The 24,978-nt window shown below is 69.7% G+C and carries 15 protein-coding genes, 3 tRNA genes and 1 pseudogene; 7 read left to right on the top strand and 12 right to left on the bottom strand.

Features of this window, described 5'->3' with window-relative positions:
• Positions 1–315 precede the first annotated feature (315 nt).
• Positions 316–1,542, top strand: a complete 1,227-nt coding sequence (locus AB0K10_RS02365; protein WP_363679130.1) for a helix-turn-helix transcriptional regulator — start codon at positions 316–318, stop codon at positions 1,540–1,542.
• Between the two features lie 6 nt (positions 1,543–1,548).
• Here AB0K10_RS02365 and AB0K10_RS02360 read toward each other — a convergent pair whose 3' ends face one another.
• The 5 genes from AB0K10_RS02360 to AB0K10_RS02340 all read right to left on the bottom strand — a co-directional run bounded on the left by AB0K10_RS02360 (position 1,549) and on the right by AB0K10_RS02340 (position 9,736).
• Positions 1,549–2,229 (bottom strand): YdcF family protein, encoded by a 681-nt coding sequence (locus AB0K10_RS02360; RefSeq protein ID WP_363679128.1) that lies wholly within the window; start codon positions 2,227–2,229, stop codon positions 1,549–1,551.
• Between the two features lie 914 nt (positions 2,230–3,143).
• Positions 3,144–3,219, bottom strand: a tRNA-Lys gene (locus tag AB0K10_RS02355).
• A 68-nt stretch (positions 3,220–3,287) separates the two neighbouring features.
• The gene (locus AB0K10_RS02350) at positions 3,288–3,584 is read right to left on the bottom strand and encodes a DUF6582 domain-containing protein (RefSeq protein WP_363679126.1); all 297 of its coding nucleotides are present in this window, start codon (positions 3,582–3,584) and stop codon (positions 3,288–3,290) included.
• Between the two features lie 118 nt (positions 3,585–3,702).
• Positions 3,703–6,402: a ricin-type beta-trefoil lectin domain protein gene (locus tag AB0K10_RS02345; protein ID WP_363679124.1), complete on the bottom strand. Its 2,700-nt coding sequence runs from the start codon at positions 6,400–6,402 to the stop codon at positions 3,703–3,705.
• 349 nt (positions 6,403–6,751) lie between these two features.
• The gene (locus AB0K10_RS02340; protein WP_363679122.1) at positions 6,752–9,736 is read right to left on the bottom strand and encodes a glycoside hydrolase family 3 C-terminal domain-containing protein; all 2,985 of its coding nucleotides are present in this window, start codon (positions 9,734–9,736) and stop codon (positions 6,752–6,754) included.
• Positions 9,737–9,748: 12 nt separating this feature from the next.
• Here AB0K10_RS02340 and AB0K10_RS02335 point away from each other — a divergent pair, with 12 nt between their 5' ends.
• On the top strand, positions 9,749–12,931 hold the full coding sequence (locus AB0K10_RS02335) for an ABC transporter permease (protein WP_363679120.1): 3,183 nt from the start codon (positions 9,749–9,751) through the stop codon (positions 12,929–12,931).
• A gap of 20 nt (positions 12,932–12,951) precedes the next feature.
• Positions 12,952–13,662: an ABC transporter ATP-binding protein gene (locus AB0K10_RS02330; protein ID WP_363679118.1), complete on the top strand. Its 711-nt coding sequence runs from the start codon at positions 12,952–12,954 to the stop codon at positions 13,660–13,662.
• Positions 13,663–13,703: 41 nt separating this feature from the next.
• On the opposite strand, the gene AB0K10_RS02325 is transcribed toward AB0K10_RS02330, so the two are convergent.
• Complete coding sequence (locus AB0K10_RS02325; protein WP_363679116.1) at positions 13,704–15,047, bottom strand: serine hydrolase domain-containing protein; 1,344 nt, start codon at positions 15,045–15,047, stop codon at positions 13,704–13,706.
• A gap of 112 nt (positions 15,048–15,159) precedes the next feature.
• Positions 15,160–15,235: transfer RNA gene (locus AB0K10_RS02320), tRNA-Lys, on the bottom strand.
• Between the two features lie 187 nt (positions 15,236–15,422).
• On the opposite strand from AB0K10_RS02320, the gene AB0K10_RS02315 reads away from it, so the two are divergent.
• Positions 15,423–16,694: an Ig-like domain-containing protein gene (locus tag AB0K10_RS02315; RefSeq protein ID WP_363679114.1), complete on the top strand. Its 1,272-nt coding sequence runs from the start codon at positions 15,423–15,425 to the stop codon at positions 16,692–16,694.
• A gap of 253 nt (positions 16,695–16,947) precedes the next feature.
• Complete coding sequence (locus tag AB0K10_RS02310; RefSeq protein ID WP_363679112.1) at positions 16,948–18,225, top strand: Ig-like domain-containing protein; 1,278 nt, start codon at positions 16,948–16,950, stop codon at positions 18,223–18,225.
• Positions 18,226–18,374: 149 nt separating this feature from the next.
• Here the strand turns inward: AB0K10_RS02310 and AB0K10_RS02305 are convergent.
• Together AB0K10_RS02305 and orn are read right to left on the bottom strand one after the other, a co-directional pair.
• A tRNA-His gene (locus tag AB0K10_RS02305) sits at positions 18,375–18,450 on the bottom strand.
• Between the two features lie 109 nt (positions 18,451–18,559).
• Positions 18,560–19,150, bottom strand: a complete 591-nt coding sequence (orn, locus tag AB0K10_RS02300; protein WP_363679110.1) for an oligoribonuclease — start codon at positions 19,148–19,150, stop codon at positions 18,560–18,562.
• 72 nt (positions 19,151–19,222) lie between these two features.
• Here orn and AB0K10_RS02295 point away from each other — a divergent pair, with 72 nt between their 5' ends.
• The gene (locus AB0K10_RS02295; protein WP_363679108.1) at positions 19,223–20,509 is read left to right on the top strand and encodes a glycosyltransferase family 87 protein; all 1,287 of its coding nucleotides are present in this window, start codon (positions 19,223–19,225) and stop codon (positions 20,507–20,509) included.
• Between the two features lie 27 nt (positions 20,510–20,536).
• Here the strand turns inward: AB0K10_RS02295 and AB0K10_RS02290 are convergent.
• The 3 genes and pseudogenes from AB0K10_RS02290 to AB0K10_RS02280 all read right to left on the bottom strand — a co-directional run.
• Positions 20,537–21,075 (bottom strand): annotated as a pseudogene (locus AB0K10_RS02290) (hypothetical protein); the annotation flags it as partial.
• 679 nt (positions 21,076–21,754) lie between these two features.
• A complete protein-coding gene (locus AB0K10_RS02285; RefSeq protein ID WP_363679106.1) occupies positions 21,755–22,492 on the bottom strand; it encodes a YcnI family protein in 738 nt (245 codons plus the stop codon).
• 17 nt (positions 22,493–22,509) lie between these two features.
• Positions 22,510–24,174 (bottom strand): copper resistance protein CopC, encoded by a 1,665-nt coding sequence (locus tag AB0K10_RS02280; protein WP_363679566.1) that lies wholly within the window; start codon positions 24,172–24,174, stop codon positions 22,510–22,512.
• Positions 24,175–24,376: 202 nt separating this feature from the next.
• Between AB0K10_RS02280 and AB0K10_RS02275 the strand changes: the two genes are divergently transcribed.
• A complete protein-coding gene (locus AB0K10_RS02275; protein ID WP_363679104.1) occupies positions 24,377–24,958 on the top strand; it encodes a sigma-70 family RNA polymerase sigma factor in 582 nt (193 codons plus the stop codon).
• The last annotated feature ends 20 nt before the right edge of the window (positions 24,959–24,978 follow it).

Below are 24,978 nucleotides of genomic sequence, written 5' to 3'. Positions count from 1 at the left end.
CCGCCGCCGCATCACGGCGGCTGGGAGTAGGCCGCCGATCACCCACCCACGCAGCCCTCATGGCGGTACGCAGACGGGGAGAACACCGAGACAGTTCGTTCCAGGACGGGCCGAGCCAGCGGCCCAAGCCGTGGTGTGGTGCGCCGCCCATCGATCCCTCCATCTGCAGCTCCCTGTTAGTCATCCCCGACACCGGCATCGACACGCGCCGGTGATCTGGGGTGAACTGAACGTAGGGGCGGTTCATACGGAGGACCGGGAAAATCCTTACCGGGTCTGGCGGCCTCCAGCGGGCAGGGTGATGGTGTGCGAGGGATGACGGACGACATGACGATCGGCCAGCGCGTCGCCTTCTACCGGCGTCGACGAGGGCTCTCCCAGGAGGTGCTGGCCGGTCTGGTCGGCAAGACCCAGGAGTGGTTACGCAAGGTCGAGACGAACCGGGCCGACCTCGACCGGCTGTCAGTCATACGCGCGATCGCCAAAGCCCTCGACGTGTCCCTCGGCGACCTGATCGGTGCACCGAGCCTGTTCGAGTGGTCGGACGACTCAGGGCGCGAGACCATCCCGGCCTTGCGGGCCGCGCTTCACGACTATCGTCACCTCGCCCCGACGCTGGCCAGCACGGGGGACATCGCGGCCCCCGCCCTGCGCGAGATCGAGAACGACGTCGCCGAGATCTGGACCGCCTACCAGCACTCGCGATACGGCACCCTTGCCCGTCGGCTGCCCTACCTCATCCATGACTGCCTCACCGCCACGGAGGCGTACGACGGAGGCGATGGCCAGCGAGCGCACGCCTTGACCGCCTACGCCCATCAGCTCGCCGCGTTGTTCCTCACCAAGCTCGGCGAAGGTGACCTCGCGTGGACCGCCGCCAGCCGTGGACTGGCCGCCGCCAACGCCAGCCACGACCACGTCGTCATCGGCTCGCTCAGCCGTTCCGCCGCGCACTCGCTGGCGTCCATCGGCGAATATGCGCAGGCTCGTGGCCTCGCCGCCACGGCGGCGCAATTCCTGGAACCACGGCTCGCCAAACCCACTCCGCAGCTGCTGTCGGTCTACGGCAGCCTGCACCTCGTCTGCGCGCTGGCCGCCGCCCGAGACGACGACCGCGCCTCCGCCGACACCCACATCGCCGAGGCCGATGCCGCCGCACGGCGGCTCGGCGCCGATGGCAACCACGTCTGGACCGCCTTCGGGCCGACCAACGTGTCGATCCACAAGACGACAGTGGCGATGGAACTCGGCGACGTCCAGCGCGCCATCGCCATCGGCGCCCCACTCGACACCAGCACGGTGCCCGTCGAGCGGCAGGTTCGGCACGCTATCGAAACCGCCCGGGCACTTGCCCGGTGGAACCGCATCGACGACGCGCTCGCGGCGCTTCTGGACGCCGAGGTCATGGGCCCCGACCAGGTGCGCTACCACCAGCTCTCCCGCGACCTTGTCCGGGACATCCTCACCCGCCCTCGGCCGCCTCGACTGGCCGTCGAACTCAGCGACCGGATGGGCGTTCGATCGGAAGGACCGCGCTGGTAGCCGGGCTCAAATCAGCCGGCTCGTGTAGCCAGCCGCTACCAGGCGCTCGAAGGCCGCCCGTACCTCGTCCGGCGTCTCCTGCGGGATCGCGAACCCGCGCTCCGCGTACACCTCGATCCGCTGCGTGTCGCCCACCAGCATGTCCACTACCCGCCGGGGATCGCCGATGCTGCGCACGTAGTCGTCCAGTTCGAGTGGGTTCGACGCACACACCACATCGACCTCCGGCCACATCAGCCTGCAGGTGGCGTAGGCCCGACGCTGCTGGTAGGGCCGTGACATGATCAGCACCGACTTCACCGGGATCTGTCGCTCGGCCAGGAGCGCACGGGAGAACTCGAGGTTCTCGGCGGTGTTCGTGGCACGCGGCTCCACAAGAATCGCTTCCGGGGGCACACCCTGCTCAACGGCGTACTCGCGGTAGTGGACCGCCTCTCCACGCGGGAACCGTTCGACAGTGGTCGGGGCGTTCGCACCGGTAAAAACGATCCATGGAAACAGGCCCGCTTGAAACAGCCGCGTTGCGATTACCGCAACGCCGAGGTCATGGCTTCCCAACCCGATGCCCACGTCGCAAGGGCGCAACTCGTGGCGCATGTCGTGGTAGCGCCACAATGTCTCGACGTCAGCCCGGACCTCGTCCGGGAGCACGCGAGTCGGCACCGCCGCCTGCCGGTCCATCAGCATCCGCCGGGTAGGGCCAGCGCTCGAGTTTGGTTCACGCCCCGTTCCCTCATGGCGTCAGCGTAGGGCAGGCCGGGGCCGATCCCGATCAGCTACAGCTCCTCTGTCTACCGCGGGACATTCAAGCAGGGCCGACACCATCAGCGCCATCGGCAACCGCTCCCTCCGTCGGCGCCAGCTCGCGTACCTGAACCCACAACGCCATCTCGCCGGCCTCGCGGACGGCCGTACCGAGCCACGCGATCTGCGGCAAAAGAGTGTGCTGCCTACCGTTGCCCCGCACCGACGGTTCCTCCGCCGACCGCTCCCGGCCCACCAGGCCCAAGTTGTGCACCAGGTGAGATCCCGGTGGGCGGTCAACCGCGGCACCTCCACCACCACCGCGATGTCGCTCGTGGTGGCCCACCCGTGCGATGCCAGAAACGACAGGATCCGCCGAGCGACAGCTCACGACCACCGGCCACCCATCGATGATCCCCCACCCCGTCGACGTCCCGCCATCCCGGCGATCCGGCGCCGCGGTGACGCCCCAAAAGAACTCCCGCACCCCTCAAAACGGGTTTTGTGAGACGTTTTCCATGATCACTGTTCACCGAATCAGTCGAAGAGTTGGCGGCAGAAGCCGCAGAACCGGCATACCGCGTTCCGCCGAGATCGCCGGACCTCGGCTCCGAGCCCATTCGGGAACCGCCAACCGGAACCGATCCGGAATCATCGACAGCCGCAATTCCCGGCCGCCGCCCGACCATCCCGCGCCGGCAGCCGCCGACCGGGTCCCGGAGCACCCCACGGCGCCGCGTCCCACCGACGCCACCCCGGCCCAACGGCTCCCGAGCACCCACCGAGCGACCGCCCACCACGCCGTACGCGAAAAAGGCCCGACCCGGTGTGAAACACCAGTTCAGGGCCTTGATCGTTGGTGCGCCGCCAGGGACTCGAACCCCGAACCCGCGGATTAAGAGTCCGCTGCTCTGCCAGTTGAGCTAGCGGCGCTCGCCGGCAACGGGGAGAGACGTTAACACGTCCCCGAACCTGCTCTCGGACCCGTCCCGGAGCCCGTTTCAGTGCGCGGGGTTCGGCGTGTGCGGCAGCTTGCCGAGTTGCCGCCAGTTCGTCTCGGCGACGTCGACGCCGTAGTGCTTCGCGGCGGCGAGGATGTTCTGAAAGGCCTGGTCGCGGTCCTTGTCGGTGACGCCCTGCACCTGGTCGAAGCGGGCGATGGCGTTACGGACGTGGCTCGCGTCGGTCATCGGCTCCTTGCGCTCGTCGGGGAACGCGAAAACGCTCTCCGGCAACTCGCGCTTGTCCTTCTCCGACAGGCCACCGTGCTTCTCGTGAGGCTTCCAGGTTGTCTTCATCACCCACCATTACCCACTTGTTGTCCGGTAGCACATGCGGCACCGACGAGGTGTGGGCGGCAGCGGGAACGGCCCGGGGCCGGGCCGTGATCGGCCCGGCCCCGGTGTGGTCGGTCGGTCAGCTCCGCAGGCTCCACCGCTGGTTCGCGCCACCGTTGCACGACCAGAGGATGATCTTCGTGCCGTTGGTGCTGGCCGCGCCGTTGGCGTCGAGGCAGAGCCCGGACTGGCCGTTGGTGATGGTGCCGTTGGCGTTGACGTTCCACTGCTGGTTGAGGCCGCCGTGGCAGTCCCAGATGATGACCTGGGTGCCGTTGGCAGTGCCCGCCCCGGACGCGTCGAGGCACTTGTTGCCGTACACCGTCAGTTGTTTGCTGGCGGTGGAGGTCCACCGCTGGTTGGTGCCGCTGCCGCAGTCCCAGAGCTGCACCTGGGTGCCGTTGGTGGTGGAGGAGTTGGGGACCTCCACGCACCGGCCGGACTGGCCGCCCACGAGCTGCCCGCCCTGCGGAGTGCCGCCGCCGCTCTGCTGCCGGACGATCGACGTCGACTCGGCCGACCGGTTGCCCTGTGCGTCGACGACGAAGAGCCGGTACTCGCCCTGGGTTGCCGGCACGGCGATGGACGTGGCGGTGCCGGCCGCCCTGGTCATCGTCGCCCCGGCGGTGAAGGTGGTCGTGCCGGACGGCGCCAGCCAGACCGACTTGGTGGCGTCGCCGGTGCTGCGGATCGGGATCGTCGCCGTGGCGCTGGTGACGAACGTGCTGGCCGGCAGCACGTAGTTCGGTGCGGAGAACCTGCTCGCCGGGATGATGTCCCGGTAGGCGTCCTCCAGGCCGGAGTTAGCCGCGATGCTGTAGGCCGCCGCCGGCCAGACGTAGTCGGACGAGACGAGGATGTCGGCGACAGTGCTGTTCGGCAGGTTCTTGTTCGAGACCTTGTTGATCGGGCCGTAGATCTGCGTGATGCTCAGATCGTGCTTCCGGCCGAAGTCGTCGGAGTTGATCATCCAGGTGACGTTCTTGTCGATGTTCAGAACGTTGTCCCGGAAGGTGATGAACGCCGATCCCTCGTCCGGGTGGAGTCCGTACTTGTGGCCCGAGGGCACGCCCTGGAAGTAGTTGTTGGTGATCGTCGTCCCGGGTTGGCTGCCCAGCGTGTAGATGGGCGCCGTGTCGCTGAGGCGCTGGACCGTGTCGATGATGTGGTTGTAGCTGATGGTGTTGTTCCGCGCGGTCGTGGTTGGCCGGTTGGGCACGATCGAGCCCGATGACCCGTCGAAGTTCCACCAGCCCCAGCCCATCGTGATGCCGGACCAGGGAGCCTTCTCGATCCGGTTGTGCTGGATCGTCAGGGTGTCGACGAAGTACGCCGAGATGGGGCTGTGTCCGTTGAACAGGACCGCGCTGTCGTAGAGGTAGTTGTTCTTGATGTCGATGTTCTTCGGCAGCCCCTCGACCTGCGGGGAGTACTTCTCACGGTTGGTCGACGTGCCGTCTCCGATGTAGACGTGTTGGGGATGGCCGACGTCGATGGCGGATCCGGCGACGTCGTTGGTGTAGTTCCCGATCAACTGCGTGTTCTGTACGTCGTTGACCATGCTGATCCCGTCGGCGCCGGTGTGCTGGATCCGGTTGCGTTGCAGGAGGATCCCGTCGGCGTTCTGCACCTGGACGATGCCGGGAGTGACGTCCACGTTGCGGTAGTAGTAGACGTGGAAGTTGCCCTTGGCGTACACCTGCGCGCCGAGGTTGCCCTGCTGCGCCTGCTTGAAGGACGAGCCCGCGACGTTGAACAGGTTCCAGTCGGAGTGCTGCACGGTCAGGCCGGAGAACGTGATGTTGCGCGCGTGGCTGCTCGTGGAGGTGCCGGCGACCCGCAGCACTGTGGTGACGTTGTTCGGCGCGAAGGCCGACGCGGTCGACATGTCCTCGGTGCTGGCCTTGTAGTAGTAGACGGTCTTGCTGCTCTTGTCGAAGTAGAACTCGCCGGGCGCGTCCAGGAACTCGTACGCGTTCATGAGCTTGTGGGTGCCGCCGACCTGGGCGTTGCCGTTGAACGAGCCCTGGGCGATGGCCGCGCCCGGTTGCTGGAACAGGGCGATCCGGTTCGCGCCGTCGGAGCTCGTGGTCACCTGGCGGACGCCCACGATGGCCGTGGTCCAGGTCGTCCCCGTCTCGATCTCCAGGTCGTCCTGGTTGCGGGCGATGGCGGGGAAGTCGTTCAGGCTGTATTTGGCGCCGTCGCACTGCGACCCCGACTCCCACGCCCAGGCGGCCTGGCCGGCCGTGACGGTGTAGGTGCCGTAGCACCCTCCCGAGCTGATCGTCTTCGACGCCATCTGCGCCCGCTTGTCGTTGACGTAGAGCGTCCGCAGCTTGGTGCTGCGGTCCAGCGGGGCCTTCCAGATGTTGCCGCTGTGCTGGGTCCAGCCGGTCACCGGAACACCACCGTCGAGGACCGGGGTCTCGTTGTTGTAGGCGGCGTAGACGACCCGGAAGCCGTTGGTGCCGGAGTCACTCGACCCGAACTCGACGGTGCTGCTCACCGGATAGGTGCCACCGCGCAGATACACGTTGATGTCGCCGGTCATGTTCGTGTTCACCGTACGGACGATGTCCCGCGCGCGTTGCAGACTCTTGAACGGCGCTTCGAGCGTCCCGGGATTGGCGTCGTTTCCGTCCGGGGCGACGTAGTAAGTGGCCTGGGCAGCGGCCATGGCCGGCCGTTGCTGTGTCGTCACGGCCGGCAGCGTGGCGGCGACGAGCATCGCCGCCGCGATCAGTGCCGTACGGGTGGTGGATGCGGCTGATCTCACGTGCTGTTCCTTTCCTGGTCGTCGATGTGGTGCCTGATGCGTGTATCGAGCGACGAGCAGGAAACAGCGACGCCACTTAGGACCGGCGGGGGCACCTGCCGCCCGGCCGCACTCTTTTGCCAATCGCTACGAACTGTCTCCCGGAGCGTAAGTCACACGTGTGACGACTGCAATACGAGATCGTAACCCGTCTATGCGTAAACGGCTTCAAGGTGGGGCAAAACAACCGCCTCAACCACGGGCCTCCGTCAGATCATCCGATGAATTTCGGCCGTGCTTTCCGGCGAGGAAGCGCGGCCAGGACCGGCTCGGGCCGGGGCCGAACGGCACCCCGACCCGAGCCACCTCGTCAGCTGAGGGAGAAGTCCGCCAGCCGCAGCGCGGAGTCGAACACCAGGTACACGTCCTGGTTGCCGGCGGCCCGGGCCACCTCGGCGCTGACGCTCACGTACCGGTAGACGTCGCCGGTGCTGGGCACGGTGGCCGTACCGAGCAGCCGGCCGGTGGGTGAGCCCAGCCGGACCTGGATCGTGCCGGTACCCACCGTGGCCTTGGCGACCCTCGCCGTGAACGTGTGGGCACCGGGGCGCAGGGCGGAACCGGTGAAGGAGATCCACTGGCCGGCGGCGGTGGCGCCGACCGCCGTACCCCGCGCCTTCGACTCGTCGACGAGCCGGACCCCCGCGTACCGATCGAAGTTCTCGGCCCTGGTGGTCCGGGAGAGGTCCCGGGCCGGGATCGTCTCGCCGCGCACCGCGACAGCCGTCCGGGCCCGGATGTCCTCGGCGATCGCGCCGACAAGCAGGTCGTACGTGGACGACTCGACCACCCACCGGCTGCGGGTGACGTCCCAGTTCGCCAGGTCGGCGACGGGCAGCCTGAGCGTCACGGCCCGGGTCTGCCCGGGTGCGAGCTCCACCCGCTGGAACGCCTTCAGCGCCCGGATCGGGGTCTTCACCCGCGAGGTGCGCTGGTGGGTGTAGAGCTGGACGACCTCGGACCCGGCCCGGCTGCCGGTGTTTGTCACGTCGACAGTGACCGTGACGGTGCCGTCGGCCGCGACCGACCGGGCGTCGGCGCGGGGTTGGCCATACCGGAACCGGGTGTACGACAGCCCGTGGCCGAACGGGTAGAGCGGCTTCGCGGTGCTGTAGAGGTAGGTCTGCCCGGACGAGATGATGTCGTACTCCAGCAGGTCCGGCGGTAGTTGCCGGTCCGAGCGGTACCAGGTCTGGGTGAGTTTGCCCGACGGGTTGCGGTCGCCGAACAGGACGTCGGCGACGGCGTGCCCGGTCTCGGCGCCCGCGTGGGTGGTCCAGACGATGGCCGGGACGTGCTCCTGCTCCCATCCGATGGTGACCGGGTAGCTGGTCTGCAGCACCAGCACTGTGTGCGGGTTTGCCTTGGTCACGGCCTTGACCAGCGCCTCCTGGCCGGCGCTCAACGCCGTCGAGGTCCGGTCGTGCGCCTCACGCCCGTTGATGAACGGGTTGCTGCCGACGACCAGGACGGCGGTGTCGGCAGCCTTGGCCGCCGCGACGGCCCGGTCGACGCCGCTGCTGATCACCTCGCGCGCGAAGTGGGTCGCGTCCGCCGCGGTGGACGCGCCGAGCGTGAGAGCGCCGTCGTCGCCGACCGTGACATAGGTGTTGACGCCGAACCAGCTCTCCTGCGTCTCGTAGCCGGTGTAGTGCAGCGCGACAGTGCCGTCGGCCTGCGGCTCCAGCGTGAACTGCTGCTGGACGTACCACCCGTTCGGCTGCTCGTCACGGGTGATGAAGGGCCCCCAGTTGTAGCCGAGGTAACGGCCGTTGGCGGCGTTGCGCAACGTCACCACACCCTGCCCCCAGTCCACCGCGTCGAACTGGGCGGCGAGCGAGGCGGTGGCACCTGTCGCCGCGACCGGGTCGGCGTCGGTGGTGCCGGTGGCCGTGACGTACCGGCCGGTCGCCGGGTCCTTCAGGGCGATCCGGTCCGCCCCGTCGAGCCCGCTGACGCTGGCAGAGCCGCCCAGCCGCTCGCGGATGCCGTCCAGGGCGGTCACCTCGTACGGCAGGTCAGCGCCGTACCAGTCGGAGTAGAGGGTGTCGGCCAGCGGGCCGAGCACTGCCACCTTGCGGGTCCGGGTCGCGTTGAGCGGAAGCGCCTGCCGGGAGTTCTTCAGCAGCACCATCGCCTCGCCGGCGGCCTGACGCGCCAGCCGCTGGTGCTCCGGGCTGTTGATGACCTCCGGGGTGATGCCGCCGTGGCGACCGCCGCCCGGGTCGAACTCCCCCAGGCGGAACCGGACGTTGAGCGTCTCGGAGATCCGGGCGTCGATGTCGCCCTCGGTGAGCAGGCCGGAGGACAGCGCCTGCTTGATGGCGGCGACGGTCGGCTGCGCGTTGGTGTCGTCGGTGATGAAGCTGTTGATGCCGGCCTTGACGATCGCGGCGTTCGCCTCGGGCTGGGTGGCGTAGTAGCCCTGCGAGGCGACGAGGTTGTTCGGCGCCCAGGCGTCGGTGACGTTCATCAGCGGCTGGTCGGTCCAGCCGCGCACGACAGTGGCCAGGTCCGGGTCCACAGTGGCGGGACGACCGTTCACCAGGTTGTACGACGCCATCACCCCGGTGGCCGCGTCGGCGGCGATGGCCGGCTTGAAGGCGGCGCGGTCGTACTCGTTCAAGACCCTTGGCGGTACGTTCGACGAGGTCACGTCACGCCGTACCTCGTTGTTGTAGGCCAGGTAGTGCTTCAGGGTCGGTGCGCTCTTCAGGTGGTCCGGGTCCCCACCTGTCATGCCCGTGCCGTAAGCGGTGGAGATCTTCGCGGTGAGCAGCGGGTCCTCGGAGTAGCCCTCCTCGTTGCGACCCCAGCGCGGATCGCGCAGCAGATTGACCACCGGCGCCCAGAGGTTGAGACCCCAGACCCGGGGGTTCTGCGCGTGGTAGCCGCGCGCCTCGTCGCCCACGGCGGAGCCGACCCGCTTGATCAGGTCGGTGTCCCAGGTGCTCGCCATGCCCACCGGCTGCGGGAAGGACGTGCCGCGAGCCTTCACCACCGCACCGTTGTTGTCGATGTCGGTGGACCAGGCGACCCCGTGCAGTGCCTCGGTGCCGGTCTTGAACAGGCCGATGCCCAGGCGTGGAACGGCCGGCTGGTACTGGTGCAGCCACGAGATCTTCTCGTCCAGGGTGAGCCGGCCGAGCAGGTCGTCGACCCTTGCCTGCACGGGCAGGTGTGGATCTCGGAACGGGTAGGTGGGTTCGGCGTGCGCCGTGCCGGGGACGACTGGCAGGGCGAGCAGTGCGAGCGCGAGCGCGGTGATTCCGCGCCGGAGGCGCCTGTTCCGCATGCGGTTCTCCTCATGTCGTACGACAGACACCCGGCGGGCGTCGAGACCGGCGTGGCCAGGCTCGACACCCGGCTGACGGGCCTGAACGACGAATCGTCGAAGCGCTTCGACGATTCGGCCGCGTTGACCACGGCCATGAATGTGGTGATCCGCGCAACTATAGATGTATGCCAATGGGCTGGCAATACCGCAACACCATGCCGCCCACCGGCCCTCGGTCTCACCGACGGTCACGGCATCCGCGTGGCGCGTGCCCTTCTGCTACAACAACAAGGGTCGGAGATCGCCATGCGGCCGGTGGCCGCACGTTGGAGGACCAATGATGCGGGGCATGGTGCGTCAATGCTGGCGATAGCCGCGTCGCAATGGCGAGTACGACTGCGTCGGTCGGTGGCCCTGCTGTCGATGATCGCCATAGCCGTAGCGGGGTTCACCCTGCTCACCGGGGCCGCGGTGACCTCGCGTCTGGAAGCGGTCGGCACCGTGAGCGCCAATTACCGCCCTGTCTACGACCTTCTGGTGCGGCCGAAGGATGCGGTGCTGCCGTTGGAGCAGGAGCGCAATCTCGTCCAGTCGGGTCAGTTGGCGGGCATACATGGCGGAATCACTCCTGCCCAGTGGCACGAGATCCAGGCGGTGCAGGGGGTGTCGGTGGCGGCGCCGGTCGCGATGATCGGGTACGTGATGCGTACCGTGCCCGTGACGGTCGACCTGTCGCAACACCTCGACCCGAACGCCGAGCGCCAGGTGCTGCGGGTTCAGCCGACGTGGCTGACCGACGCGGGGCTGAGTCACATCCCGGACGGACCGGCGTTTCTCTACGTGACGCGGAACCGGCTGGAGGTGGTGCCCAACAGCGAGTTGAGGAGCGGCGGGGGCCTACCGCCGCCCGAGGAGATCGACGCCGACGGCCGGCGGGTGAAGATCTGCCCCGCGGCAGCCGCCGTCAACGAGCAGGACTGGTTGTCGCCGACGGATCCGCGAGCCCGGTCGTCGCTGACGTGCGTCGGCGGTCCCGGATCGACGGATCGCGAGGGCAAGGCGATGCGACCCGTCGTCACGCTGGTGTGGACGGTGCCGTTCCTGATGGCAGCGGTGGACCCCGACTCGGAGGCGGCGCTGGCGGGGCTGGATGACGCAGTGACGTCGGGCCGCTACTTCACACCGGCGGAGGCGCCGACGTCACGGCGACTGGACGGAATGCCGTATCCGTACTCGGTGCTACCGGTACTGGTCGCCGACCAGCCCCAGGTCGACTCGACACTCGACGTGGCCGTGCAGCGCCTGAACCCGGACGCGGCCGACCTGGTCCGGACAACCGCCGACGACCAGCGGCTACGCGCAGCCCTGGGGACCCAGGCCGGCATCCCGGTCGCGCAGAGCTCGACGCCGGTGCAGAAGCCCTACCAGGACATGGTCAACCGGATGCTCCGGCCCGACGATCTGGGCGTCGAGGACGACCTGGCGACGGCGAACACGATGTGGCTCGACCAGTTCTGGACCGTCGGACCACCGAAGAGGGTGCAGTCCGGGGACGGCCTGCGCGCCCAGCCGGACCCGTACGACCTGAAGATCTGGGGTCAGGGGGCCGACGACGGCGGGTCGTCGCGGCGGGTGCCGATGGAGTTCGCCGACACCAGCGTGCGCAGCGGCGTCGCGGTCCATCAGAACCTGTCGCACGGATACGAGGCGCAACCCGGTGACGTGCAGATGCCGGATGCCGCGCTGGGCGCGGTGGGCACGTTCGACCCCGCCAGGATCTCGCTGGGCAGCGCGTTGTCGGCGGTGCCCATGGACACCTACTTCAACCCGGGTGCCGACGGCGCCGACGAGGCGTCCCGGCAGGCGTTGGGCGGCCGCCGCCTGGCCCCCAACTCGAACGTCACGGGCCTGCTCAGCCAACCGCCGTTGATGCTCACCACGATGGAGGCCCTGCCGGCCGTCTTCGACCCCGGCGCGTACAGCACCGAACCCAGCTACCCCGAGTACCAGCTCAACACGGCCGCGCCGATCAGCGTGGTACGGGTGCGACTGGCCGGGGACGTGGGCATCGACAGCCTCTCCCGGGAGCGGGTCCGGGTGATCGCCGAGGAGATCGCGCAACGCACCGGCCTGCAGGTCGACATCACGCTGGGATCGTCACCCACCGCGATGACTGTGCACTACCCGGCGGGAAACTACGGTCGGCCAGACCTCGCCGTCGCCGAGCCGTGGGTGCGGAAGGGTGTCGCGTCGGTGCTCGTCCGCGCGGCCGACCGCAAGAGCGTGCTGCTGTCCGTCCTGGTGCTCACCGTGTGCGCGCTGGCGGTACTCAACGCCAACACCGCGGCCATCCGCGCCAGACGCACCGAGTTCGGCATCCTCACCTGCCTCGGCTGGGGCCGGCGACATCTGCTCCAGCTGATGTTCATCGAGATCGTCGGCATCGGCTTCGCCGCGGGCATCGCGGGCACCGGGCTCGCACTCGGGATCGCACTAGGCCTCGGGCTGAACATCGCCTGGAGTCACACCCTGCTCGCCGTACCCGCGGCGGTGGCCCTTGCGCTGCTCGCCGGTGGCTGGCCCGCCTGGCGAGCCGCCCGACCCGATCCCGGCGAGATCATCCGCCCTGCGGTCCTGGGCCTCGCCGTACGCCGGCAGGCCCCGCGCCGACTGACGACCCTCGCCCTGGCGAACCTTGCCCGCACACCGGGTCGGACCGCGCTCGGCGCAATGAGCCTGATGATCGGGGTGGCCGCGCTGACCATGTTGCTGGCGATCACGTTCGCGTTCCGCGGGGCGCTCACCGGCACGTTGCTCGGTGCTGCCGTCACCCTCCAGGCCCGCGCGGTCGATCACATAGCCGTGGCGGTCACCATCGTGCTGGGCATCGTGTCCGTCGCCGACGTGCTCTATCTCAACATCTCCGAGCGCGCGGCCGAGTTCGCGCTGTTCGGCGCCGTCGGCTGGACCGACGCCATGCTGAACCGGCTGGTCATCGTCGAGGCCACCGGCATGGGCGTCATCGGCGGTACGCTCGGCGCCGCCGCCGGTCTGGGCGCCGCGGCGGTCTTCGCAGGTGGGGTCACCGCCCCGCTCATCTGGTGCTCCGTGGTCGCGCTGGCGTTCGGCGTCGTCGTCTCCGCCGTCTCGGTCGTGGTGCCGATCGCAATGCTCCGCCGACTACCCACGGCCCAACTGCTCGCCGACGGGTGAGCGGCAAAGGAGTAGGTCCCTTGGAACGGACGTCAGTCGAGGCCCTGGCCACCACGTCGCTGGTTCGTCTCACCGATGTGCGGAAGTCCTTCTCGCTGCCCGACGGCCCACCGCTGGTCGCGGTCAACGACGTGAGCCTCTCGATCGACGCCGGCACCGCGATCGCGTTGACCGGGCCGAGCGGCTCCGGCAAGTCGACACTGCTGCACCTGATCGGCGCCATCGAACGGAGTGACGGTGGCAGCATCGACGTCGGCGGCCAGGAGGTGACCGGCATGTCCGGCCGGGCGTTGGCGGCGTACCGACGACGGGTGGGATTCGTGTTCCAGCGGTTTCACCTGTTGCCCACTCTCACCGCCCTGGACAACGTGATGGCGCCGCTGATTCCGTTCCGCACCGACTTCGACAAGGCCGCGCGGGCACGCGAACTGCTGGCGATGGTCGGGCTCGCCGACCGGGCCGCCGCCCTGCCGTCGCGGCTCTCCGGCGGACAGCAACAACGGGTCGCCATCGCCCGCGCGTTGATCAACCAACCTGCCCTGCTCCTGGCCGACGAACCCACCGGCAACCTGGACAGTCAGACCGGCACCGCGATCGTCGACCTGTTGCTGAGACTGCGCGACGAGCAGGGCACGACAGTCGTGATGGCCACCCATGACAACGGCATCGCCGCACGCTGCGACCGGGCCGTCCAGATGCGCGACGGACGCCTCACCAGCCTGGACAGCTGAGCAGGTCACGGGTCGGGCTCGGTGGTCGCAGCGCGCCTCCCTCACTGGCTCCTCGCGGTCTGCGTGACCCCTTCCTGCCGCAGCTCCAGGACGTAACCGTCGTCGCTCTCCCGGAACCGGACCTCCAGGTCGAGTCCCGGGTGCAGGTGGCGACCGTCGGGTTCGGCCAGCAGGACCACCGGTGGCTGGCCGGCGGCGGCGAAGGTCAGGCGACCGTCGGTCACCGCGATGTCGATCGGACAGTCGTCGCGCAGGAGGTAGCGGCCCGTCACGTCACCCAGCGGCGCGGCGGGGACGTCTGTGGCGTACCGGCGGTCGGCGGCGGCGCGGATGCTGGTCAGCAGCTCCCAGCCATCCTCCGAGTTGGTCATCGCGGCAACGGCGGTGCCGCTGTCCGGCCACACGTAGGAGAAACAGGTGTAGCCGACGTTCAACCCGGTGTGCCCGAAACGTCGGCGCCCGGCGCGGTCGTCGATCTCGGTGCCGAGCCCGTAGCCACCGCCGGCGATCTGCGGTGTCCACATCTCGGTGGCCAGGTCGCGGCCGAGCAACGTCGAGTCCCCCGCAGCCGCCCGGGCGATCTCCAGGTCGAGCCGGAGCAGGTCACTCGGGGTGCTCCAGAGTCCGGCCGCGGCCGCCTCCGGCTGTACGCGCCAACCGCCGGGAACGCGGGTGCCGCCCACGTGGTGACCACGAGCCACCAACTGCGGTCGCTGGTGCGGAAACCGCCTGTCGAAGCTGCTGTCGGCCATCGCCAACGGTCGCAGCACCAGGGTTCGCATGAGGTCCTCGAACGGAGTTCCGGTCGCGTCCGCCACCAACTGCTGGAGCACCGAGTAGTGGCTGCCCGAATACCGGAAACGACTGCCGGGCAGGAGGGTCGCCCGGACCGGTGGAGTCGTCGTGAGGCCGCTGCCCTCCAGGACCTGGACCAGCGACGGGGCGCGATCTGCGGCGTAGCCGCGGTACCAGGTGTCGGACAGACCCGCCGTGTGCGCCAGCAGTTGCCGGACCGTGACGCGGGACTGCCGACCCGCCCGGTCGAGCAGTTGCCACGAGGTGAGGTACGTGTCGACGTCGGTGTCCAGATCGAGGACACCCTCCTGGACCAGCAGCAACGCGCCGAACGCGGCGACGTGCTTACTGATCGAACAGGCCGCGAACGCGGTGCCGGCCGTCACCGGCGTCGACGTCTCGCCGCCCGTCACGCCGTACCCCGTCGCCCACACCTGCCCGCTCACGTGCCCGACGGCGATGCTGACCCCCGGCACCCGATAGCTGCTCATCAGGTCGGTCACCGTCGCCGTGTCCGGCGAGAGCCGTCCTGACGACACGTTCCGGTCGAGGTGGCCCAGCAACGAGACCCAGTCCGCAGAGAGATCCACGCCGTCGATTCTGCGCCATCGATCGAGGTCGCTGGGGTGACGAGGCGACACGGGAGGAGCCCAGACATGATCCAGGGGGCATGGCTGATAAGCCATGCCCCCTGGATATCGCTGGTGCGCCGCCAGGGACTCGAACCCCGAACCCGCGGATTAAGAGTCCGCTGCTCTGCCAGTTGAGCTAGCGGCGCTCGTCGGCAACGGAGAGAACATTAGCACCCCGCCAACCGGGGCTCCAATCCGGTTACCCGGCTCCCCCCTTCGGTCGAGCTTAACGGGCATACGGCCACAAATCCGCCGTTGGTGCCGGCACGGGGGCGTGGGTCTCGGCGCTGATACGGCACGATGTCCGCCAGGTACGCGAGAACAGAGGTGGGGATGGCACGGTTCACGCGAGCCGGGGCGGTGGTGGGCGCTCTGACCCTGGCGGCGTCGCTGGCACTGACCGGGTGCGGCGACGAGCAGAAGAAGCCGGAATTCGTCGGCGGAACGTCGGCAGACGCAAGTGCCGGACCCGACTCGGCTGCGCCGTCGGCAGCGGGCGCATCGAGCGCGCCCAGCGGGCCGGCACTGACGCTGAGCCCGGCGAACGGCACGAAGAACAAGCCCGTGAGCACGGAGATCAGCGCCAAGCTCCCGGAGGGTGGGAAGGTGTCCGCGGTAACCCTGGCCGCGGCCGGCGGGGGTGCGGTGCAGGGCAAGCTCCGCACCGACGGCTCCGCCTGGGTGCCGTCCGCTGCCCTGAAGTACGGCACCACATACACGGCCACGGTGACCGCGACCGGGCCCGACGGCACGGCCAGCCAGGGCACCAGCACCTTCACCACGATGGCCAAGCCGAAGTCGACAATCGGATCCGGCCTGTACCTCTTCGACGACAAGAGCTACGGGGTCGCCATGCCGGTGGTCACCGAGTTCCACCCGGGTATTCCGAAGAAGGACCGGGCCGCGGTGCAGAAGCGGATGTTCGTCAAGACCGACCCGCCGCAGCCGGGCGCCTGGCACTGGGTCGACAACGGCACCCAGGCCTACTACCGCGCGCCGGAGTACTGGCAGCCGGGCACCACGATCACGGTGCGAATCGCGTTGGCCGGCGTGCCGCTGAGCAACGGCAGGTACGGCGACGTCGACCGCAAGGCCACCGCCAAGATCGGCCGGTCGTTCGTGATGAAGGTCGACAACGCCACGAAAAAGATGTTGGTGTACGAGAACGGCGCGCTCTCGCGCACCATCCCGGTGAGCCTGGGCAAGAAGAGCACCCCGTCGTCGAGCGGGACGATGGTCGTGATGGAGAAGAAGGAGTCCACGGTCTTCGACACCCGCGACGACCCGGACCCGGCCAACCGCTACGTCACCGAGATCGACTTTGCCCAGCGGCTCACCTGGGGTGGCGAGTACATCCACGCCGCACCCTGGTCCGAGGGCGTACAGGGGCGGTCGAACGTCTCGCACGGCTGCGTCAACGTGTCGACGGCGAACGCCAGGTGGTTGTTCGAGAAGACCCGGATCGGTGATCCGATCACGATCAAGGGCACCGAGCGCAAGATCGCTGCCGGCAACGGCTGGACGGCATGGAGCCTGAGCTGGTCGGAGTTCGTGAAGGGCAGCGCGCTGCCGGTGCCCAAGGGTGGGTCCGGCCCGACGCTCTGAGGGCTCGGTTGCTTCGCGCCGGCCCCTGCCGATGGCAGGGGCCGGCGCGTACCCTTGCACTGCCCGCGCCGCGACGACGGCGGCGGCGACCCCTCAGTCCCGACACAAAGACGAGTCGGAATCACGAAACGCCGGATAGTACCAAAATTCCGACATCCTGATCGGCGTGTTCCGGTTCACCCTCGGCAACCGAGGCCGGTTCTGGCGCGTCATTAGGAGACGATGGGTCAGGGACCACGACTGTGAGGACATCATGCGAGCTAGCCAGGACCAGCTGATCCGGCCCCGTGGGCGACGCCGCGTGCTCGCGGCGGGGCTTCTCGCCGTGGCGCTGGCCTTCACCTCCGCCTGCACCGCTGACGAGGGCGGCAAACCGTCCTCGTGGCAGGGCGGCTCCGAGAGCCCGGCGACCAAGGCGACGGCGACCATCAGCGAGCCGGCGGCGGACGCCAAGGACGTGCCGGCGTCCACCGGCATCACCTTCACCACGAAGGACGCCGAGGAGACCACCGTCGACCTCAAGGACGCGGCCGGCAAGGCCGTCGAGGGCACCCTCGCCAAGGACGGCAAGACGTGGCTGCCGAAGGGGGCGTTGGCGTACGGCACCAGCTACACCGCCACGGTCACCGCCACCGGCGACGACGGCCGTCCGGCGACGGCGACGAGCACCTTCACCACGATGGCCAAGCCGGCCAAGCAGATCCGGGTGAGCAGCTTCCTCGGCGACAACCAGGTCGTCGGTGTCGGGATGCCGCTGATCGTGAAGTTCGACCGGGCCGTTCCGGAGGACTACCGCGACGACGTGCAGCGCCGGATGACGGTGACCTCGACGCCGGCCCAGGAGGGCATCTGGCACTGGGTAAGCCCCACCGAGATCCGGTACCGGCCGAAGGTGTTCTGGAAGGCGAACAGCAAGGTCTCCTACCGGGTGCAAGCCGGCGGCCTGCCGATGGGTGACGGCTACTACGGTCGCTCGGATCTCTCCGTGGACATCAAGATCGGCTCATCGCTGATCATGACCGTGGACAACAAGACCAAGCGGATGACCGTGACCCGCAACGGCTCGGTGATCAAGACCATCCCGGTGAGCCTGGGCAAGAAGAGCACCCCCTCGTCCAGCGGGACGATGGTCGTGATCGAGAAGCTCCGCAAGACCGTCTTCGACACGATGGAGGAGCTGGGCCCGGACGAGGGCTACCGCACCAAGATTGACTTTGCGCAGCGGCTCACCTGGGGTGGCGAGTTCATCCACGCGGCCCCCTGGTCCGAAGGACAGCAGGGCAGCGTCAACGTCTCGCACGGCTGCGTGAACGTGTCGATGGCCAACGGTGACTGGCTGTTCAGGAACACCCAGGTCGGTGACCCGATCACGGTCAAGGGCACCGAGCGCAAGCTCCAGAACGGCAACGGCTGGACCGACTGGAACATGAGCTGGGACGAGTACGTCAAGGGCAGCGCCCTGCCGTACGACCCGGACGCTCCGGCGAGCCCCGACGACGCCGCCACGCCGACGCCCACCCCGACCGCCTGATCCACACGGCACGATCGACTCGGGTTCCAGGAATCCGGGGTGTCCGACTCGGTCGGACACCCCGGATTCCTGCAAACGGAGTGGATCATCCGCCAGCCGGCCAGCCCCCGCAACGACGCAGGCCCCCTCCGAGGAGGGGGCCTGCGCGGTGGGGTGACTGATGGGAATTGAACCCACGACAACCGGGACCACAACCCGGTGCTCTGCCAACTGAGCTACAGCCACCATGCCGCCGTCGCCCGGTCGATCGCCCCGGGCGGGGTGCGGACCAATAATAGCCACACCACCGCTCACGGCGTCCAGCGGGTTCCTCGCCGACAGGCAGTGGGCGCCGTCAGAGGTCGGCGGCGATGCCCTTGGCGGTTTCCACGTCCGGGCCGGGCAGCGGGACGAAGATGGTGCGCCGGTAGTACTCCAGCTCGCGGATGCTCTCCCGGATGTCGGCGAGCGCCCGGTGCGCCAGGCCCTTCTGCGGCTGGCCGAAGTACACGCGGGGGTACCAGCGGCGGCAGAGTTCCTTGATCGACGAGACGTCGATCATGCGGTAGTGCAGGTGCGCGTCGAGGCGGGGCATGTCCCGGGCGATGAAGCCACGGTCGGTGGCGATCGAGTTACCGCACAGCGGCGCGGTACGCGGGTCCTTGACGAAGGTGCGCACGTACTCCAGCACCCGGTCCTCCGCCTCGGCCAGGGTGACCGCCGAGCGGCGAACCTCCTCGGTGAGGCCGGACTTGGCGTGCATCGTCTGGACGATCTCCGGCATCGCCTCCAACGCGGCCTCGTCGGCGTGGATCACCACGTCGACACCATCACCGAGCACGTTGAGGTCGGGGTCGGTGACCAGTGCCGCGACCTCGATCAGCTTGTCGCTGCCAAGGTCCAACCCGGTCATCTCACAATCGATCCAGACGAGGAGATCAGCCACCGGGACAGACTACGCGCAGCCCACACCCCACGGCTGCGCGCTCTCGGCCCGCCCGCCCGCTAGGGTTTCGGGGTGCCAGCAGAACCCGTCGCACCGCCCGCCGTCAGCGACGACGATCCCGGCGGCCGTACGGTCCGTCGCCTGGTCGCGGTCGTGGCCCTCCTCGCCGTGCTGCCAGCCCTCTACCTGCCGGGCCTGAACCACAAGTTCCTCGACCTCAAGATCTATATGTCGGCGGTCGACTGGTGGCGCGTCGGGCACCCGCTCTACGACTACGCGCAACCCGATCGGGTGCAGGGCGAGTTGTACTTCACCTACCCGCCGTTCAGCGCGCTGCTGCTCTGGCCGTTCGGGCTGCTGAAGCTCAGCGCCACCGTGACGATCTTCACGGTGCTCACCGTCCTCGCCGTTGTGGTGACCACCCGCTGGCTGGTGACGCCGGTGATCGCCCGGCACCACCTACCACGCACGTTCACGCTGATCGTCGCCGTGCTGCTGGTGCTGGCGGTGGAGAGCACCCGCGAGACGATCACGTTCGGGCAGATCAACATGCTGCTGGTCGTGCTGATCCTGGCCGACCTGCTGTTCGCCGTACCGCAGGCGCGGCGCTGGGCCGGCATCGGCGTGGGGCTGGCGACGGCTCTCAAGCTCTTCCCGGGCATCTTCATCGTGTACCTGCTGGCCACCCGACGGTGGCGGGCCGCCGCGGTGGCGAGCGCGACCGCGGCGGCGGCGACCCTGCTCGCGGCGGCGATCGCGCCCGGGGACTCGTGGCGGTTCTGGACCCGGGAACTGTGGGACAACGACCGGGTGGGTCGCACCGACTACGTCGGCAACCAGTCGCTGTTCGGCCTGCTCAGCCGGTTCACCGCGCCGGAGAAGCCGGCCCACCTGCTCTGGCTGCTCTGGCTGCTGATGGTCGCCGTGGTCGCCGTGTACGGAATACGGCGGGCCGCCCGCGCCGCGCGCGGCGGTGACCTGTTGACGGGTCTGACGCTGACCGGCCTGGTCGGCGCGCTGGTCAGCCCGATCACCTGGACCCACCACATCTACTGGTTCGTGCCGGCGGTGGTGCTGCTCGTGGACGCGGTCCTGAGCACCGGCCGCCCGGACGAGGTACGCCGGCGTCGGTGGTTGGCCGGGCTCGCGCTGGGCACCGCCGCCCTGATCATCTACGGCGTGGTGACGTTCCAGGACTGGGGCACGGCAGCGGTCCGCACCCACGGCCCGGTGGACTTCGTCCTGCAGAACACCTACGTGCTGCTCAGCCTGCTCCTGCTGGTGGCCCTGCCGGTCCGCGCGGCCCGCCCGATCCGGACCGTGGAAAAGTCGCGCCAAATGGACACAACTCCCCAGTAGCGACGATCGGCGCTAATCTGGACTCACCTACCTCAAGCGTCGCTCGGGTAGCACCGATCCCCCGGTGAGAGTGGCCCTCCGCGTCGGCAGCGCGGAGGGCCACTCGCCGCCGCCAGCTAGTCCCTTGGCACCGGCCGTGCCGTGGGTTCGGCGCCGGCGGGCGGCCACGCCAGGCTCAACGCCACCTCCGGCGGTCGGGGCAGTCGCGACGGCGCGTCCAGGTCGGCGAGGGTGACCAGCCGGGTCGATTCGGCGTCGGTCGCCGACCGGGGCCACTCGGCCGCGCCACAGCCGACCGGAGCGAGCTGCCGCACCGCCGGCGGCGGTGCGTCCGCCTGGGGCGCCCGGGCGCTCAGGCCGGTGAGCGACGTGACCCCGAGCCGGCCGGCGAGCACCGGCACCTGATCCGGTTCGACCACGAAGACCACTTCGCGCGCACGCGGCGGGCGCAGCAGGAGCAGCACCGCGCACGCCACCAGCAGCACCCCCGTCGCCAGCAGACCCCAGGTGACCGGCGCGACCCAACCCGCGCGCAGTTCGGCGTGCAGCTCCAGGCTCAGGTCAGCGCGACCGTCCGGGCGCATCACCACCAGGCTCATCGACTCGGCGTCCAACTCGTCGGCACTCCACTCCAGGGTGCCGACCCCCTCGCGTACCCAGAAGGGAAGCCCGAGCGGCGGGAGCGCCGCACCGGCGGTCGGGGCCGCGGCCGGGACCGCCGGGTCCATGCGGACCGGCAGCGGACCTCGGGCCAGGGCCACCCGGCGGACCGAGGCGTACGGCACGGGCTCCAGCCATTTGCGCACCTCGGCGGTGGGCGCGAGCCCCACGAAGGCCGGTCCGTCGGGCGTACGGGCGTCGAGCCGGAGGCGGGTCTGCGCGCCGCGCGCGAAGGGCGCCTCCCGCCGCAGCAGACGGTCGAGGTCGGTGACCACGACCGCGTGCCCGGGTGTGCGGACCGTCTCGAACCGGGCGGCGAAGGCCCCACCGGGGTCGGCGTGGCGGGTGACGAGCCACAGCCCGCCGCCGACGGACAGCGCCAGAATCCCGATGACCAACAGCAGCATTCCGCTGATCGCCCGCACGAACCGCATTCGCAGCGTCCCCCTCCGTAGCCAGATACCCGGCCGACCTTACCGACGTACATCGGTTGATCAGGGGATATCGACGGCACGGCCAGCTTTGGTTCCGGGAAGCACGCTGGCCCGCCGGAAACTCCGGCGGGCCAGCGGGTGAGCGAGGCGGTCAGGACTTGACGACCGGGCCCCGGCGGGTGCGGGCGAACGCCAACCCGCCGAACACCAGGCCGGCCAGGCCGGTGGCGACGCCGGCGATGCCGAGGCCGACCGCGGCGCCGACGCTCTCGTCGTCGTCATCATCGTCGGCCGCGGCGACGGCCGAGGCGGCCGGGGCGCCCGACGCCGACGGCGCCGCGGCGGCGGCAAGGGTGAGCACCGGAGCGGGCTTCTCCGGCTCCTCGCCGCCCGGCTGCGGCTCGTCGATCCAGCGCACCACGTTGCCGTCCGAGTACGTCTGCAGGGTCTTGAAGACCATGGTCTCGACCTTCGGCAGCGGCCCCATGGAGACGCCGAACTCCTGGAACTGGCCCGGCTTGACCGCCGCGTCCCCGGTGGCCGTCCAGGTGATCTTGGAGACCGCCTCGGTGAGCTGGCTGCCGTGCACCTCGATCGGCGGGTTCACCTTGCGCTTCTCCGTCGCCACGGTCCAGCCGGGCACCGGGATGGTCGACACCGACCCGACCGGAGCGTTCTCCGGCAGCACGACCTCCAATTTGGTGGTCGACGCGGAGTCGCTCTCGTTGGGCACCCGGAAGGCCACCCGGGCGTAGCCGCCCTGGGTCGCCTCCTTCGGGTTCACCGTGACGTGGGCGGACGCCGGCCCGGCGAACCCGAGCACGGCGGTGGCGACGGCGGTGAACGCCAGGGCGGCAGCGGCGGATGCGGTACGCCGGAGTCGGGTCATGAGCGTGGGGAACCTCTCTAACGGATGGGCACGGTGGCGGTCACCGTGGCCTGGTCGATGTCGGACGTGCGAACGGTGATCTTCAACTGCCAGTCGCCGGCGGCCGGCAGGCTGACGTCGCCGTAGGAGTGGCTGTCGGTCAACGGCAGCAGCGGCAGCTCGATCGGCTCGATCCCGGCCGAGGGCAGCGCGGCGGTCGCCCGCCACTCCGCCACCGGCAGCGGCTGGTTGTCCTTGCCGTACGCGTACAGGTGCACCGAGTTGTTGCCCCGCCGCGCCGGATCCAGCTCGACCTGGAGGGTGAAGAGCGAGCTGGTCAGGGTGGTGGAGAAAAGCCCCGACTCGGTGCCGGACGGGCCGGCCACGGCGGTACGGGCGGGCGTGGTCTGCACAAGCGTCGCCGACAGCCCCAGCACCACCACGGTCACGGCCAACTCCACCAGGACCGCCCGGCGCACCCGCGTCGGTTGCTGCGCCGCCGTGCGCCGACGGACCAACTGCCGGGAGTACGCGGCCACGCCGATCACGATCGCGAACAGCGCGATCTTGGCAAGCAGCAGTTGCCCGTACGTGGTGGTGAACAGGGCATCCGGGGTGGCCACCTCGATCAGCGCCTGGACGGTGCCGGCCAACAGCAGGGCCGAGACGGCCAGCGCCGCCCAGCGCGACCAGATCGGCAGGATCGCGCCCAACTCCCGCTCGTCGGCCTGACGCAGCAGGAAGACGGCGAGCATCAGCAGGCCGCCCAGCCAGACCGCCATGCTGCCCAGGTGCACCGCGTCGACGACCACGGAGACCGCCGGCGCCGGGGAGGCCGCCGGGTGCCCGGCCAGCGGCCAGGTCAGCAGGGCCGCCACGCCGAGCACGGCCAGGATGATCGCGTCGGTACGACCGGCCGGCCGGGTCAGCAGCGGCCGCAGCAGGAACGCCGAGGCCGCGAGCAGGCCGAGCCGGACCAGGTGGGCGGCGCCGAAGGCACTGCCGAACACGCTGCCGAACCCCTCGCCGGTCACCTCGAAGAGGCCACCACCGGCGGTGTAGGGCACCTGCAACCACAGGTCGGCGAGGGTGGCGAAGGCCACCAGGCCAAGGCCGGTCCAGGCCAGCCGGGCCGGACCCCGCCGGGGAAGCCGACGCGGCCACAGTGCGGCGAGCACCAGCGCCGGCCCGACCAGCAACACCAGACCGCCGTAGCCGAGGAAGCGCGCCACCTTCACGGCGTTCTCCACCACCGGGTCGGCGCGGCTGTCGTTGCCGGAATCGACAGGCGGCGTCGAGGGCGCCCCCACCGAGTAGGTGAACGCGCCGGAGACCGGGTGACTGTCGGCGGAGATCACCCGGAATGTCACCAGGTACGTGCCGCGCTGACCGGCCGGATCCACCGGAATGGTGACCTTGGCGCCGTCGAAGGACGGCTCACCGCGGTCGGCCCGGGAGCCGTCCGGCCCGATGACCCGGACCTTGTCGGGGACCTTGCGGACCGACTCGCTGAACGTGAGCACCACCTCGCCCGGCCCGCTCGGCACCACCGACGAGGCGGCCGGGCTGGTGCTCGACAGCACCGCGTGGGCGCTGGCCGGGGTGGCGGGCGCGATCAACAGGGCGACGACGGTGACCAGGAGGCCGGCGGCGGCAGCCAGCCGGGCGATCCAGCGGCGGGGTGCGACAGTCATGCCGGCCATGGTCGCCGACGGACCTGTCAGTCGGCGACCCGAGGCGGAGGAACGGCTCACCTCTGGCCAGCCGCCAGCGCCGCGCACGAGGGGTCGCGTGTCATGAGCAGGTAGTCGAACGGCGGCGGGAAAAAGTTCCCGACGTGGTGCAGACCATCCAAGCGGCGAAGAATCCTGACGCCATCCCCGGCGGCGCGTAACCTGGTCTGTCGTGATCCCCGTCCCGCGTGACTCCGCAGCCGCCGGCGCGACAGATGACGTCGCACGGGACCCGGCGACCGAGTCTGCCCTGACCGCGCGCGACGGCGACCCCGCAGCCCAGGCCGTGTTCGTCCGCCTGACGCAGGCCGAGGTGTGGCGCTTCGTCGCCGCCCTGGTGGGCCCGGACAGCGCCGACGACCTCACCCAGGAGACGTACCTGCGGGCGTTTCGGGCCCTCCCGGCGTTCGAGGGCCGCTCCAGCGTCCGCACGTGGCTGCTCGGCATCGCCCGACGGGCCTGCGCCGACCACCTGCGGACGGTGATCCGGCGTCGTCGTCTCGACGAGCGGCTGGCCGCGAACGCGTACACCGACCGTCCACACCCCGACCCGGCCGGGCAGCTCGGGACCACCGACCTCGTGCGTCGGCTGAGCCCCGAGCGACGCGCGGCGTTCGTGCTCACCCAACTGCTCGGCCTGTCGTACGCCGAGGCCGCCGCCGTCGAGGGGGTGCCGGTGGGCACCATCCGCTCCCGGGTCGCCCGAGCCCGCGACGAGCTGGTCGAGGCCGTCGGCGACGCCCAGACCGGTTGAGCCGGAACTTCCGGCACCGA

It is taken from the genome of Micromonospora sp. NPDC049274 (genome assembly GCF_040678875.1).
Lineage (GTDB): Bacteria > Actinomycetota > Actinomycetes > Mycobacteriales > Micromonosporaceae > Micromonospora.
This window is presented reverse-complemented; position numbering and strand designations above follow the sequence as displayed.